Origin of the sequence: Gemmatimonas sp., from assembly GCF_044344655.1 — a bacterium.
Taxonomy (GTDB): Bacteria; Gemmatimonadota; Gemmatimonadetes; order Gemmatimonadales; family Gemmatimonadaceae; genus Gemmatimonas.
Window position 1 is genome coordinate 1 of record NZ_JBIJCN010000062.1, and the last position, 13,542, is coordinate 13,542.

10 protein-coding genes are annotated in these 13,542 nt (G+C 67.3%); 2 read left to right on the forward strand and 8 right to left on the reverse strand.

Features of this window, described 5'->3' with window-relative positions; genetic code table 11:
* Positions 1–60: 60 nt before the first annotated feature.
* On the reverse strand, positions 61–417 hold the full coding sequence (gene rplS, locus ACIQ51_RS12950) for a 50S ribosomal protein L19 (RefSeq protein ID WP_396205482.1): 357 nt from the start codon (positions 415–417) through the stop codon (positions 61–63).
* Between the two features lie 305 nt (positions 418–722).
* Between rplS and ACIQ51_RS12955 the strand changes: the two genes are divergently transcribed.
* Positions 723–2,789, forward strand: coding sequence for a prolyl oligopeptidase family protein (locus tag ACIQ51_RS12955; protein WP_396205473.1), 2,067 nt, complete (start codon positions 723–725; stop codon positions 2,787–2,789).
* 4 nt (positions 2,790–2,793) lie between these two features.
* Here ACIQ51_RS12955 and ACIQ51_RS12960 read toward each other — a convergent pair whose 3' ends face one another.
* The 3 genes from ACIQ51_RS12960 to ACIQ51_RS12970 all read right to left on the reverse strand — a co-directional run bounded on the left by ACIQ51_RS12960 (position 2,794) and on the right by ACIQ51_RS12970 (position 8,328).
* On the reverse strand, positions 2,794–4,746 hold the full coding sequence (locus ACIQ51_RS12960; protein ID WP_396205474.1) for a DUF885 family protein: 1,953 nt from the start codon (positions 4,744–4,746) through the stop codon (positions 2,794–2,796).
* Between the two features lie 103 nt (positions 4,747–4,849).
* Positions 4,850–6,760 carry an ATP-binding cassette domain-containing protein gene (locus ACIQ51_RS12965; RefSeq protein ID WP_396205475.1) on the reverse strand — a complete coding sequence of 637 codons (1,911 nt, stop codon included), beginning with the start codon at positions 6,758–6,760 and terminating at the stop codon, positions 4,850–4,852.
* On the reverse strand, positions 6,760–8,328 hold the full coding sequence (locus tag ACIQ51_RS12970; protein ID WP_396205476.1) for a glycoside hydrolase family 10 protein: 1,569 nt from the start codon (positions 8,326–8,328) through the stop codon (positions 6,760–6,762). The genes ACIQ51_RS12965 and ACIQ51_RS12970 overlap by 1 nt, the downstream gene beginning before the upstream one ends.
* Before the next feature lie 33 nt (positions 8,329–8,361).
* Here ACIQ51_RS12970 and ACIQ51_RS12975 point away from each other — a divergent pair, with 33 nt between their 5' ends.
* Positions 8,362–9,864 carry an amidase gene (locus ACIQ51_RS12975; RefSeq protein WP_396205477.1) on the forward strand — a complete coding sequence of 501 codons (1,503 nt, stop codon included), beginning with the start codon at positions 8,362–8,364 and terminating at the stop codon, positions 9,862–9,864.
* 3 nt (positions 9,865–9,867) lie between these two features.
* Here ACIQ51_RS12975 and ACIQ51_RS12980 read toward each other — a convergent pair whose 3' ends face one another.
* From ACIQ51_RS12980 to ACIQ51_RS12995, 4 genes are all read right to left on the reverse strand, one after another.
* On the reverse strand, positions 9,868–11,106 hold the full coding sequence (locus ACIQ51_RS12980) for a M28 family metallopeptidase (protein WP_396205478.1): 1,239 nt from the start codon (positions 11,104–11,106) through the stop codon (positions 9,868–9,870).
* Between the two features lie 46 nt (positions 11,107–11,152).
* Positions 11,153–11,689 carry a hypothetical protein gene (locus ACIQ51_RS12985; RefSeq protein WP_396205479.1) on the reverse strand — a complete coding sequence of 179 codons (537 nt, stop codon included), beginning with the start codon at positions 11,687–11,689 and terminating at the stop codon, positions 11,153–11,155.
* Complete coding sequence (locus ACIQ51_RS12990) at positions 11,686–12,096, reverse strand: hypothetical protein (protein WP_396205480.1); 411 nt, start codon at positions 12,094–12,096, stop codon at positions 11,686–11,688. The genes ACIQ51_RS12985 and ACIQ51_RS12990 overlap by 4 nt, the downstream gene beginning before the upstream one ends.
* A gap of 48 nt (positions 12,097–12,144) precedes the next feature.
* The coding region (locus ACIQ51_RS12995) for an MATE family efflux transporter (RefSeq protein WP_396205481.1) at positions 12,145–13,542 on the reverse strand (1,398 nt) is incomplete at its 5' end.

Consider the following 13,542-nt stretch of genomic DNA (forward strand, 5'->3'; position numbering starts at 1 on the left):
AACGCTCGATCGGGCTCCAGCGAGCCACCGCGCGTTGGCCCCCGCGACCGGACGGAGTGCTTACTTGGCCGGACGAACGACCTTGCGCTCCTTGATGCGGGCCGCCTTGCCCGTCACGTCGCGCAGGTAGTACAGCTTGGCGCGGCGCACGACGCCACGACGGACCACGACGATGTCGGCCAGCATCGGGCTGTGCACCGGGAAGATGCGCTCCACGCCGACGCCATTCGACACCTTCCGGACCGTGAACGTCTCGCTCACGCCAGCGCCACGACGGGCAATGCAGACCCCTTCAAAAGCCTGGATGCGCTCCTTATCGCCTTCCTTCACGCGTACGTTGACACGAACGGTGTCACCGGCGCGGAACGGCGCGACGTCCTTCATCCACTCCTTCTGGGTCTCGATAAACGGATGCATGGGTACTCCAAGGCCGAGAGAACCGGCCGATTCGAGGTGCTGCCGATCCGGGGCTCCCACCGCGCGCCGATCGAACGGTGCGCGAATCGAGAGGTGTCCGGTGCGAGAGGCCATGACGCGGACGCGGAAGCGAATTCTTCCGGCCGGGACCGACGTGGCATCGCCACCGAGGCGGGGCCGACGAATGCCGGACGAGCCTTCGGGACTACTGCGGGTACGAATCCCAAGTTCTGGGGTAGCTTCGAAGCATAGGTGGTTAAGGCCCGGCATGCTACCCCCCTCCCCCTCCCTGCTACACTCCCAGCATGCCCACGCTGCCCTATCCCGCCACGTGCAAGGTCGATCAGGTCGACCTGTATCACGGTACGCCGGTCGCCGACCCATTCCGCTGGCTGGAAGATGACCTCTCCCAGGAAACCGCCGGCTGGGTCGAGCAACAGAATGTGGTGACCTTCGGCTATCTCGAGGGCATCCCCTACCGTGAAGCGCTCCGCGAGCGGATGACCACGCTGGTCAACTATCCGCGCTCGTCGGCTCCGGAGCAGAAGGGGCCGTGGTTCCTCTTCGCCCGCAACGATGGACTGCAGAACCAGCCGGTTTACTACCTCCAGCGCGGCGAGGACGGCCCGGCCGAGGTGCTGCTCGACCCCAATGCGCTGTCGGCCGACGGGACCACCCGCGTGGCTGGGCTCACCTTCGACCGGGCCGGCCGCCACATCGCCTACATGGTCAGCCACGCCGGCTCCGACTGGCAGCAGATTCGGGTCATTGAGGTGAACTCGCGCGCCAGTCTCCCCGACGTCATTGACTGGGTGAAGGTGTCGGCGATCGCGTGGCAGGGCGACGGCTTCTACTACAGCCGGTACCCCGAGCCCGCTGAGGGCGAAGGGGCCTACTCGGCGCGGAACGACGACCACCAGGTGTACTACCACCGGCTGGGTACCCCTCAGTCGGCCGACCGCTTGGTGTATCACGATCCCGAGAACCTGCAGCGCTTCCACATCCTCGGCACCACGGAAGACGAGCGCTTTGCCGTGCTGTCGATCAGTGACCGCGGCAAGGGCAAGGATGGCAACGCGCTTCTGGTGAAGGACCTGCGGGATCCCCACGCGGAGTTCCTGCCGGTCTGGCCGGAGTTCGACGATCAGTTCGCCGTGCTCGACAACGACGGTGACACGCTGCTGGTCCTCACCAACCGGCATGCGCCGAATCAGCGCGTCGTACGCATCGACCCCAGGCATCCGGCCGAATCGCACTGGCAGACGGTCATCTCCGAGCGCGAGGAACCGCTCGAAGGGGTCAGCACCACCGGCGGGCGCCTGTTCGCGCAGTACCTCAAGGACGTCACCTCGCGCGTGTTTGCCTATCGCTACGACGGCACGCTGGAGCGCGAGGTGGAGCTGCCCGGCCTGGGCACGGCGATGGGCTTTGCAGGCGCGCACGACGCCACGCAGCTCTTCTACACCTTCACCTCGTTCACGGCGCCGGCGACGGTCTACCGCTACGACCTCGCGACCGGCGCGAGCAGCGTCTACCGCGCGGTGCAGCTGCCCTTCGACCCGTCACGGTTCGAAACACGGCAAGTGTTCGTGACCAGCAAGGACGGCACACGCGTGCCGGCGTTCATCGTGGCGAAGAAGGGGCTGGTACTCGACGGCAACAACCCCACGATCCTCTACGCGTACGGTGGGTTCAACGTGTCGCTGCCGCCGGCGTTCAGCGCGCTGCGCGTGGCCTTCCTCGAGCAGGGCGGCGTGTACGTGCAGGCCAACCTGCGCGGCGGTGGCGAATACGGCGAAGCGTGGCACCAGGCGGGCATGAAGGAGAAGAAGCAGAATGTCTTCGACGACTTCATCGCCGTGGCGGAGTGGCTGATCGCCACTGGCTACACACGCAGCGACAAGCTGGCCGTACAGGGGGGCTCGAACGGCGGCCTGCTCGTGGGGGCCATCATGACGCAGCGTCCGGAGCTGGCCAAGGTGGCGCTGCCGGCCGTTGGCGTCATGGACATGCTGCGCTTCCACACGTTCACGATCGGCTGGAACTGGATCGCGGATTACGGCTCGAGCGATGACCCCGAAGGGTTCCGGTACCTGTACGCGTATTCCCCACTGCACAACCTGCGCGACGGCGTGTCGTACCCGGCCACGCTCATCACCACCGCCGATCACGACGATCGCGTGGTACCGGCCCATTCGTTCAAGTTCGCGGCGCGGCTACAGGAAGCGCACCGGGGGGATACCCCGGTGCTGATTCGCATCGAGACCAAGTCCGGGCACGGCAGCTCGTCGCTGTCCAAACAGATCGAAGAGATGGCCGACGTCTACAGCTTCGTGTTTCACAACCTCGAGGTAACGCCGACACTCAAGTGACGCGTCAGGGCACCGGAAACGGCCGCGGCGCCGGAAGCTGCTCTGCAAACTTCCACGGCGCCGCGCCATCGCGCGTGAGTGGCGTCTTCGCGAGACGCGCGCGCACCATGGCGATCGGCATGGGGCCGCCGCGGTAGAGCGCGTCGTGGAACTCGCGGTCCGTCATCTTGCCGCCCGTCACGAGCTCCTTGTAGAGCGTACGCAGCTGCAGTCCGCCGAGCATGTACGCGGCCTGATAGATCGGCGAGTACGACCCGTTGAATGAGCGACGCACTTCCGCCTCGCTGTTTGCCCGTTCAAACGGCACCTTGTCTACCAGGTATTCGATGCACTGCTCCGGCGTCATCTTGCCCAGGTGGAAGCTGAGCGAGAAGACGATGCGCGCACTGCGGTGCATGCGCCACGCGAGCGCACCGAGCCGGTCTTCTGGGCGCACATGGAAGTCGTGATCCCAGAGGAACATCTCCCAGTACAGCGCCATCCCCTCGTTCCAGAACGGCGTATTGAACAGGCGACGGTGCGTGTTGTAGCGTGCCGTCATGAAGCCCTGCAGGTGATGACCGGGATTCAGCTCGTGAAAGACGGTGGCCCGTGAGAAGTGCGGATTGTTGCCGCGCATGCTCATCATCTTCTCCTCGTCCGTCATGTCGTTGGTGGGATACGACACGAGGATGTTCTCGCCACCGAGGAAGAACGGGCTCACCCGCTGCCGCTCGGGCGACAGCATCTCCATGCGCCAGTCCTCGCGCGCGAGCGCCGGAATGGTCACCCAGTCGCGCTTGGCGAAGAATGCTTCGGCTTCGTTGGCGAGATCGCGGATGAGATCCGGCTGCTTGCCGGGCGCCACGTAGGCGTTCTTCACCTTCTCCATCGCCGCCTTCCAGTCGTCTCCGAAACCAAGCTGGCGCGCGGCCTTCTTCGCCTCGGCCTCGCTGAACGCATACTCGCGCTCGGCGATCGCGATCAGTTCGTCGGCCGTGTACGGGATCATGGCATGCCGAAGATCCATCGCCAGCCCTTCGGCGCCGATGGGGTCACCGATAATCGGCTCGTTGGCGCCCGCCGCGCTCCGCGGGGGCTGTGCCCCCGCTCCGCCGGCGCCACCGGGGCCGGCCGCCGCTGCGGATCCTGGCGCGGTGCTCGCCACCTGAAGGCCCACCACCCGCTGGCGGATCGTCTGCGCATACCGGCGCATCGCCTCATCGAGCTTCTGGTACGGGTTGGCCGCCCACCAGGTAAAGACCGGATCGTAGCCGCCATAGAAGCGATACCAGGTGCCGACCGTTGCGCGGATCTGATCGAGCTGATCGGCGGCACGGTTGCCTACCGTGCGCGACACCTTGGGGGCGGGGGCGCGGGGCGCGCGCGCACTATCGCTCGCAGCGCGCGGGGCGGCGGGTTCGAGTGTCTGCCGCAGGCTGTCGATCTGCTTGGTCACATCAGCCAGCAGTCGCGCGGCCCTTGGCGAGTCGATGCTGGTCAGGTCGCGGCGCGCCTCGTGCAGCGCCAGCAGCGCATCGGCGAAGGGGAGCAGCGGCGCCATCTCCGCCATCTGCTTGTCCTCGCGCGCCATGAGATCGAGCTGGTAACGCAGGTGGTTGTCGAGCAGCACGTAGTCCACCTTGCCGTCCTGCGACAGCGCGCCGAAGTCCAGGTCGCGCAGTCGGTCACGCCAGGTGGAGAAGAAGGCGCGCATGCGGGTGCGCTGCGCCTTCGAATCAGGGGCATCGTACCGGCGCTGCAGCGCCGCCTGATCGGCGGCGAAGCGCGTGATCACATCTGCCAGCTCACTGGTGGTGGTCCCCATGAACTGTGAGAGCGGCGGCACGCTGGCCTTCGGATCGGCCGGGAACGTCTGGCCGGTACTCGGCGGGATGCCGGGGCCCTGCGCCGCAAGCGACGCCGGGAGGACTAACCCGCAGGCAAGAAGAGCAGACGAGAGTACACGCACGGGCACGGGGAGAACTCCGGAGGGCGAGTGACCAGACAAGACCGAACCGACGAAATCGCACCGCCCAACCTTACGACCAGTGAACGGCTTGCACCACCCTGCGTCCGCGCTATGCCGACGCGAGGGTCTCCAGCTCTTCCCAGCGCGCCATGGCTACGAGGAGGTCATCCTCCAACTTCGCGAGACCGGCATTGACCGTGAGCACACGCTGTCCATCCCGCAGCACATTCGGGTCGGCCAGCAGTGCCGCCGCCGCATCGCGCTCGCCTTCGAGCGTAGCGATGCGATCGGGGAGCGCTTCGAGCTCCTTGGTCTCCTTATAGGAGAGCTTCCGTTTCTTGGACGTGACCAGCGCGGTGGGCGCGGCCACCGGTGTTGCCGGCGCAGCAGCCGGCGCCTTGCTCGCCGGTGGCGCGTCCGGCAGCGCGGGACGCTGGCGCACCCAGTCGGAATAGCCGCCCGCGTACTCCTTCACCGCGCCCTGTCCCTCGAAAACGAGCGTGCTGCTCACCACCGCATCGAGGAAGGCGCGATCGTGCGACACCAGCAGCAGGGTGCCACTGAACTCCACCAGCAGCTGTTCGAGCACATCGAGCGTCTCCATGTCGAGGTCGTTCGTGGGCTCGTCGAGCACCAGCACGTTGAACTGCCTCGTGAACAGCCGTGCCAGCAGTACGCGGTTCCGCTCACCACCGCTCAGCGCGCGAATGGGCGTGCGCGCGCGGTCAGCCGAGAAGAGGAAGTCGGAGAGGTAGCCGTGGATATGGCGGCGTTGGCCGCCGACCTGCACCCAGTCGGTCCCGTCGCCGACGGCCTCGATCACACTCTTGTCCGGATCGAGCTGCTCGCGCAGCTGATCGAAGTAGGCGATGTCGAGATTCGTCCCGTGCCGGACGCTCCCTGCCTGCGGCTCCAACTCCTTGAGCAGCAGCTTGATGAGCGTGGTCTTCCCCGAGCCGTTGGGGCCCACGAGCCCCACCCGATCACCACGCATGATGGTGGTGGTGAGGTCGCGCACGATGGGGCGTGCGCCGTGCGCAAAGGTGAGCCCCTGCGTTTCCAGCACGAGGCGGCCCGAGCGCTCGGCTTCCTGAATCTGGGCGCGGGTGGTGCCCACGCGCTCACGGCGCTGCGCGTGCTCCACGCGCATGGCCTCGAGCGACCGCACGCGCCCCTCGTTGCGGGTGCGCCGCGCCTGGATTCCGGTGCGGATCCACGTTTCCTCGATGGCGAGCCGCCGATCGAAGTCTTCCCACTCCTTGGCCTCGGCGTGGAGGACCTGCTCCTTCCGTTCGAGATACGTCTCGTACGTGGAGCCGTAGTCGGCAAGCCGTCCGCGATCCAGCTCCACAATGCGCGTGGCCACCCGCCGCAGAAATGCGCGATCGTGCGTCACGAATAGCAGCGTGATGCCCTCGTCGATGAGGAACTGCTCCATCCACTCGATCGCATCGATATCGAGATGATTGGTGGGCTCGTCGAGCAGCAGCACATCGGGCGCGTTCACGAGCGCACGCGCCAGCAGGGCCTGACGGGTACGACCGCCACTGGCCTGCTCGATGCGGGCCTCGGGGTCGAGCCCCAGGTGCTGCAGCGCCTTCTCCACCCGGAGATGCAGCTGCCACGCGTTGGCCGCATCCACCTGTCGATGCAAGCGATCGAGCTCCTGCAGCGCCTTCTCAGAGTAGTCGGTGGTCACGCGCACCGACGCCGCATGGTAGCGCGCCAGCAGTGCCCCGGCCTCACCCAGCCCGGCCGACACGATGTCGAACATCGTGCCGGTGAGCGTGCGCGGCACATCCTGTTCGAGGCGCGCGATGGTCACGCCTCCCTGCCGCACCACGAGGCCGCTGTCGGGGAGCAGCGTACCGTCGAGGACCTGCATGAAAGTGCTCTTGCCGGCGCCATTGCGCCCCAGCACGCACACCCGTTCGCCCCGCTCGATGGCGAAGTTGGCACCATCGAGTACCGGCGGGCCGCCGAATGCCACGCGCACCTCCTGCAGCGACACCAGCGCCATCAGCGCACGCCCTCGAGCGTCACCAGCGCACTCTCCCGCCCCACGCGATCCACGGTGGAGACCACCACGCGCGACGGCGCACGCCGCGAGGAATCGCTCACCACCAGCTGCGTGAAGGACGACGGCAGGACCCGGTGACTCCATACCCCATCATGCAGCGTGCGTACGGTGATCCACCGCGCTCGCTTGCCCGGGGTGACCAGCAATACGATCTCGCGCGACGATGGATCACGCCGCAGGCGCGCCACGGGCGCGGTCGGTCGTACGGCCCCCAGCCACGGCGATGCCGGCACGAGTGCGTCCTGCTGGAACAACTCATTCGTGAGCCGGTCGGCGAGCGTCGCCGGCACCAGCGACTTCATGCTGAAGAAGACATCGCCGGTGGCTCCCTGCCCCCGCGCCGTGGTGGCGCGCGTGGCGCGGACCTGATTGTTCAACTCGTCGGGCGCCCACTCCGGTCCGCCGTTGGCGGCGCGGCTCGAGTTGTGCCCGGGCCAGATGTGCCGCCCCTTGAGATTCTCACCGATCCACCAGTCGAGCAGCACCGGGTAGCTCTGCGCGGGGCGCGCGATGGGCCAGTAGAGCTGCGGCGTGAAGTAGTCCACCCACCCCTCGTGGAGCCACTTGCGCGAATCGCCAGCGAGCTTTTCGTACGCGTCGAACCCCTGCACGCTTTGCGGATAGCCGGGGCGCCAGATGCCGAAGGGGCTGATCCCCACCTTCACCCATGGCTTGATCGCCTTGGTGCGCTCGTACACCTGCTGCACATAGCGATCCACGTTGTTGCGACGCCAATCGGACACGCCGAGCTGACCACCACGTGCCCGATAACGTGCGTACGACCCGCTGTCGGGGAACGGCACCTCCACCTTATTGCTGTCCGCCTCGGGGTACGGGTAGAAGTAGTCATCCACGTGGATGCCGTCCACGTCGTACCGCTTCACCACGTCGAGCGCGACCTGCACCGAATGCGCCAGCACCCCCGGCTCGCCGGGATCCATCCACAGGTAGTTGCCGTAGCGCTTCACCCACTGCGGCTTCGTGTTGGCCATGTGGGTGGACGCATTGGGGCCTTTCATGGTGGGGTGGCGGGCTCGATAGGGATTGAGCCACGCATGCAGTTCGAGCCCGCGGGCATGCGCCTCGCGCACCGCGAAGGCGAGCGGATCGTAGTAGGGCTCGGGAGCACGCCCTTCCACACCCGTCAGGTACGACGACCACGGCTCGAACGGAGAGTGGTACAACGCGTCGCCCGCGGGACGCACCTGCAGCAGCACTGCATTCAGGCGCAGGGCGCGCGCGCGGTCGAGGAGCGCGATGAGCTCCGCCTGCTGCTGCCAGCTGCTTAGCCCCGGCTTCGAGGGCCAGTCGATGTTGGCCACACTCGCCACCCATACGCCGCGGAACTCACGGGGAATGGCGGGCGCCTTGGCAGACGGCGCGCCTTGAGCGACGGCGCTCGTGGCACCGGTCGCCGGTATGGCGGTGGCGACCGTGGAGGCGAGCAGCAGCTCAGCCCACCGCGGGCGGGCGAAGGGTTTCCACCATGATTTCGGGTCAGCACGCATGGACGAAGATTAGCGACGGCGCGAGTATTGGGGATGAGCCTTCCCTTCCCCGAGTACGATACGCTGGACGGCCTGGCCTTAGCCGATCTGGTCCGCCGCGGCGAAGTCTCCGCCACCGAAGTGACGGAAGCCGCCCTCGCCCGTGTGGCGGCGCGCAACCCCGCTATCAATGCCGTGGTCCGCCCGCTCGACACGCTGGCGCGCGAGATGGCTCGACGGGCCCCGGTGGATGCGCCCTTCGCCGGGGTGCCGATGCTCATCAAGGACCTGCAGGCTACGATCGCCGGCGTGCCCACCAGCCACGGTACACGCGCGCTGCAGCAGGTCATCCCGCCGCACGACTCGGAGCTGGTGGCGCGCTACCGGCGCGCGGGCGCGGTGTTCGTGGGCAAGTCCAATACGCCGGAGTTTGGCCTCACGCCGTTCACCGAGAGCGAAGCCCTCGGGCCGGCGCGCAATCCATGGGACACCACACGCACCCCCGGCGGCTCGAGCGGTGGCAGTGGGGCCGCGGTGGCCGCCCGCATCGTGCCGATCGGCCACGGTGGCGACGGCGGCGGCTCGCTGCGTATTCCCGCCTCCTGCAACGGGGTGTTCGGCCTCAAGCCCACCCGCGGGCGCGTGCCCACGGGCCCGGACCTGGGTGATGCGTGGCGTGGCTTCGCGCAGGAACATGTGCTGACGCGCAGCGTGCGCGATTCGGCTGCCATGCTCGACGTGACCGCCGGCGAGGACGCTGGCCCCCCGGTGGCCTGCCCGGCGCAGGCACGTCCGTATCTCGAGGAAGTCACGCGCGAGCCCGGCGCGCTGCGCATTGCCATATCGAGCACGCCGTTCTTCGGCAGCACGGTGCACGCGGATTGCGTGGACGCGCTGAACGACACGGCGGCGCTGCTCGCATCGCTGGGGCACCACGTGGAGCGCGCAGAACCGGTCGTGGACGGCCAGCGGTTGGCGCGCGCCTTCCTCACCGTGGTGGCGGCAGAGTGCCGCGCCGACATCGAGTGGATGGGACGCCAGCTTCGACGTGCCCCGCGCTCCGACGACGTGGAAGTGGCCACGTGGGCACTGGGGCTCGTGGGCGCCGCCTACAAGGCGAGTGACTACGCAACGGCCGTGCGCGACCTGCAGCTGGCCGGCCGCAGTTGCGGTGCCTTCTTCACGAAGTACGACGTGCTCGTCACCCCCACACTCGGCACCCCGCCCTTCGCCATCGGGGCGCTGCAGCCAACGCTCAGCGAGCGACTGGCGCTCTCGCTCCTGGGCCGACTCGGGCTTGGTGGTGTGCTCAAGGCCGGAGGGCTGCTTGATCAGACCGCGCGTGAAGTGTTCGGCTTCATTCCCTTTACGCCGCTCTTCAACGTGACCGGTCAGCCCGCCATGTCGGTGCCGTTGCACTGGAACGCGGCCGGACTCCCGATCGGTACGCAGTTCGTTGCCCGCTTCGGTGATGAGGCCACGTTGTTCCGCGTGGCCGGTCAGCTGGAACGCGCCCGCCCGTGGGCGCAGCGCATTCCACCGATGCGTACCGTTTGAGCGTTACTTCCTGAACGTCGCGTTCACCAGCTTGGCCACACCGCTCAGTGTGGTCTGCGCCGCATTGAGCCCCAGCCGGAAGTCCGCGTCGTTGAAGGTGGCGAAGAGGTCCGTGGGCTGGTGCCAGTGTGGATCCCACCCGCTCCCCACCTGCGTGCCGCGCTCGTTCTCACGCAGTGAGATCGCCGGAATGAGGTCCTGGAAGGGGCCGGAGTCGGTGTTGGTCATGTGCGGCCCGACCTGCGCGGGGTAGTCGGTCGCATACTTCGCGTTCATGCCGTGCAGGAACCAGGCGAGATCGGCCGACGGCTTCGCCATCGTCGAGTTGGACTGAAACTCGATGTTCACGTCGGCCTCGGGGCGCTGTGCCTTGCGCATCGTGCCGTCGGGGCTGGGCATGCCGTGATCAAAGAGCATCATGTCGTGCTGGATCATGCCGAGCCATTTGGGTTCCGGGTACTTGCCCGACCCCTTGGGCTCCTCGATTCCCTGCAACTTGGCCCGCTGCTCCACGTAGGCGCGCGCGCCGTTGAGCCCCGTCTCCTCATTGTTCCACAGCACGAAGCGAATGGAGCGCTCCGTCTGCACTGCCGGGTCGCTGAAGATGCGCGCCAGCTCCATGACGATCGCCGTGCCCGACGCGTCATCATTGGCCGCTTCACCCCAGCCGATGCCGTCCATGTGCGCGCCGACGATATACATCTCGTCGGGGCGGGTGGTGCCAACCTTGGTGCAGTACACTTCCTGCCGTTCGCCGGGCATGCTCGGCTCCGCATTGAGCGCCCGCAGCCGCGCGTCGGGCTGCCGCAGCGAATCGTTGTTCACGCCGGTGCGGGTACGCAGGCCACGCGCCCGTCCACCGCCGGCCGCCATCTGCACCCCCTGCGGACGCGCCGGCGCGTTGCCAGCCCCCGCCGGGCGCGGGGTCGGCGCGGGCGGGTTGAACTGATACGTGAGCCGCTCGGTGTTGGTACAGCCATAGCTCTGAAGCTGCGCCTCGATCCAATCGATCGCGTCGCGATTGCGCTTGGTACCCTGCCGGCGATCCCCGAAGGCGGTCAGCCCCTTGATGGTCGCCTTGTAGCGTTCCAGATCGAGGCGCGACACCATCACTGCAATAGGATCAGCGCTATCCACCACAAGGCGCGGCGTAGGCAGCACATTGCCCTGGGCCCCTGCGGTGGCGGCAGCCCCCGAGAGAAGCACCGGGAGCATGAGAGACGCAAGAAGTCTGCGGATCATCGGTAGACCGCCGTGGCAGGAAGTGGACAGCGCCGTCGGCGCGCGGTCAGCGCTTCGACAGGAGCTGCGTGAGGGCACCGCGATAGCCGAATTCCCACCCGGCGCCGTAGCGGATGTCCGCCACGCGCCAGGTGCGGTCGGCCCGTACCACCACCACCGTGTCGTTCCACGAGACGGGGGGCTTCTGCTCGGTGTTGGAGAAGTTGACGAGCACAAAAGCGCTGTCGCCCCGCGTGGTGGTGTTCTTTATCACGTACTGGGTCTGCCCCTCGAAGAGCCCGCTGAACGGATCTCCCTCGGAGAAGGGCGCTGGGCCACGGGCACCGGCAGCCACGACCGAATCACGATACACGTACGCCGCGCGCAACTGCGCCGCGAGTGATGGCGTGAGATACGGCTCCAAAGCGAGGAGCGCACGCGGCTCGGGGATGGAGCGCACGCCGCTCACTTCGAGCATCACGTAGAACTGCACCACTGTGTCCGACGCCGAGACCGGGCCACGTGGACCGCACGCTGCCGCGGTCAGGGAGAGGCCCGCCATACTGACCAGCGCAGCCAGCCGACCGCGGAACCTTCGCATCATACCGGAACGGTTCGATGGGAAGAGGCGTTGGCGAGCTCCTGCTCGCGCATCCGCCCGCCGAGCCATGCCCAGAGCATGACCAGCAGCAGCGATACGCCATGATACCACACCGGCGCCGTGTGCCACATGACGATTGCCCCGGCAATGTTGAAGATCAAACCGAGTATGCCGAGAATGACGGCGTGCCGCATGGGGCGCGAGGGGGCCATGCGGGCCGCGAGGTAGCAGCCGGCCGTCGCGTACAGCCCCACATAGGCGATGGTGAGCACCAGCAGCGGGACGCTGCTCGTACTACCGTCGGCCTCATACAATGAGGGCATGGCGGACTTGAGCGCCACATCGGTTCCAAAGCTGAGCAGTGCGATCAGCACGAAACCGGTGGCGATGGCGAGGAGGCTCCGAGCCATGTGGGGTAGGTGATCGAGGAGGGGAGTCGTCCGAAGCTGTCGCCGGGATCAGCCGGCCGCAACCGTCAGCCCCGGTTCGATCACGGCCCGTCGGCGCAGTTCGCGCCGCAGCAGCCAGAGCGTGAATCCTGCCTGCACCGTCATGGTGATCACCGACAACACCCAGACATGACGCAACTGGAATCCCGGACGTTGAGCCAGCCACAGCGCCGGCACGGCAAAGGTGACGAGGCGCGACGCACTGCTGACGAGTGACGGCACGGTGTTCCCCAGCGCCTGAAACATCCCGCTGCAGGTGAAGATCAGCCCCGACGCCACGAAGTTCCACGAGATGGTGCGCAGGAAGTCGGTGGCCACCATCAGCACCCCGGCCTCGTTGGTGAACCCCTGGACAAGCCACTCGGGCCGCCACTGGCATGCCAGGGTGATCAGCGCCATGAGGCCACTGCCCATGAGCGCCGCCCACCGGAAGGTATCGCGCACCCGCTGCGGCTGCCCCGCCCCCATGTTCTGCCCCGCCAGCGGCGCCGCCGAAAAGGCCACGGCCATGGCCGGAAGAAAGATCGACTGCATCACGCGGGAGCCGATGCCATAGCCGGCCTGCGCCGACGAGCCGAAGTCGCGGATCACGTAGTACACCACCGCGGTGAACAGGAACATCAGCGCAAACTCGGCGCCGGGCGGCACGCCGATGCGCAGCATGCGCGCCAGCACGTCACCACGGGCGCGTAACAGGTCCCGCCTGAAGCCCACGTAGTGCTCGAGGCGCAGGAAGTACACGAACATCAGTGCCACCGCCACCGCGATCGCCAGCGAGCTCGCGAGTCCCGCCCCTGCCACCCCCAGCGGCTTGCCGGTGCCCCACCCCGCGATCAGCACCGGCGCGAGCACGATGTTCATCACCACGGTCACGATCTGCACCAGCATGGTGGGTTTCACGATCCCGGTACCGCGCAGCGCCGCCCCCATGGAGACGAGCGCGAACTGCAACCCCAACCCCGGCAGATACCAGCGCAGATACGAGAGCCCCGCTTCACGTGCGGCGGCATCGGCGCTCACGGTGTGCATGTAGGGGCCGGCCAGCAGGGCCCCACCGATCAGGGTGACGAGTGCGCACACGAAGGCCCACACCACACTCTGGTTGAACACGAGATTCGCGTCGTCGCGATCCTTGCGCCCTACCGCGTTGGCGATGAGGGGCATCGTGCCCACCCCCAGCACCTGCGTGAGCGCCATGACGATGAATTGGACGTTGCCCGCCGCACTCACCCCCGCCACCGCCGCATCGCCAAGCCGCGTGACGAACCAGAGATCCACCAGGTAGTACATCGTCTGAAAGATCATCCCGAGCGCCATGGGCAGAGCGAGGCGGGCAAGGTGCTTCGGGATGGAGCCGGTCGTGAGGTCGCGCATCGCACAACGATGCACTCCGGAACCGCGCGGCGT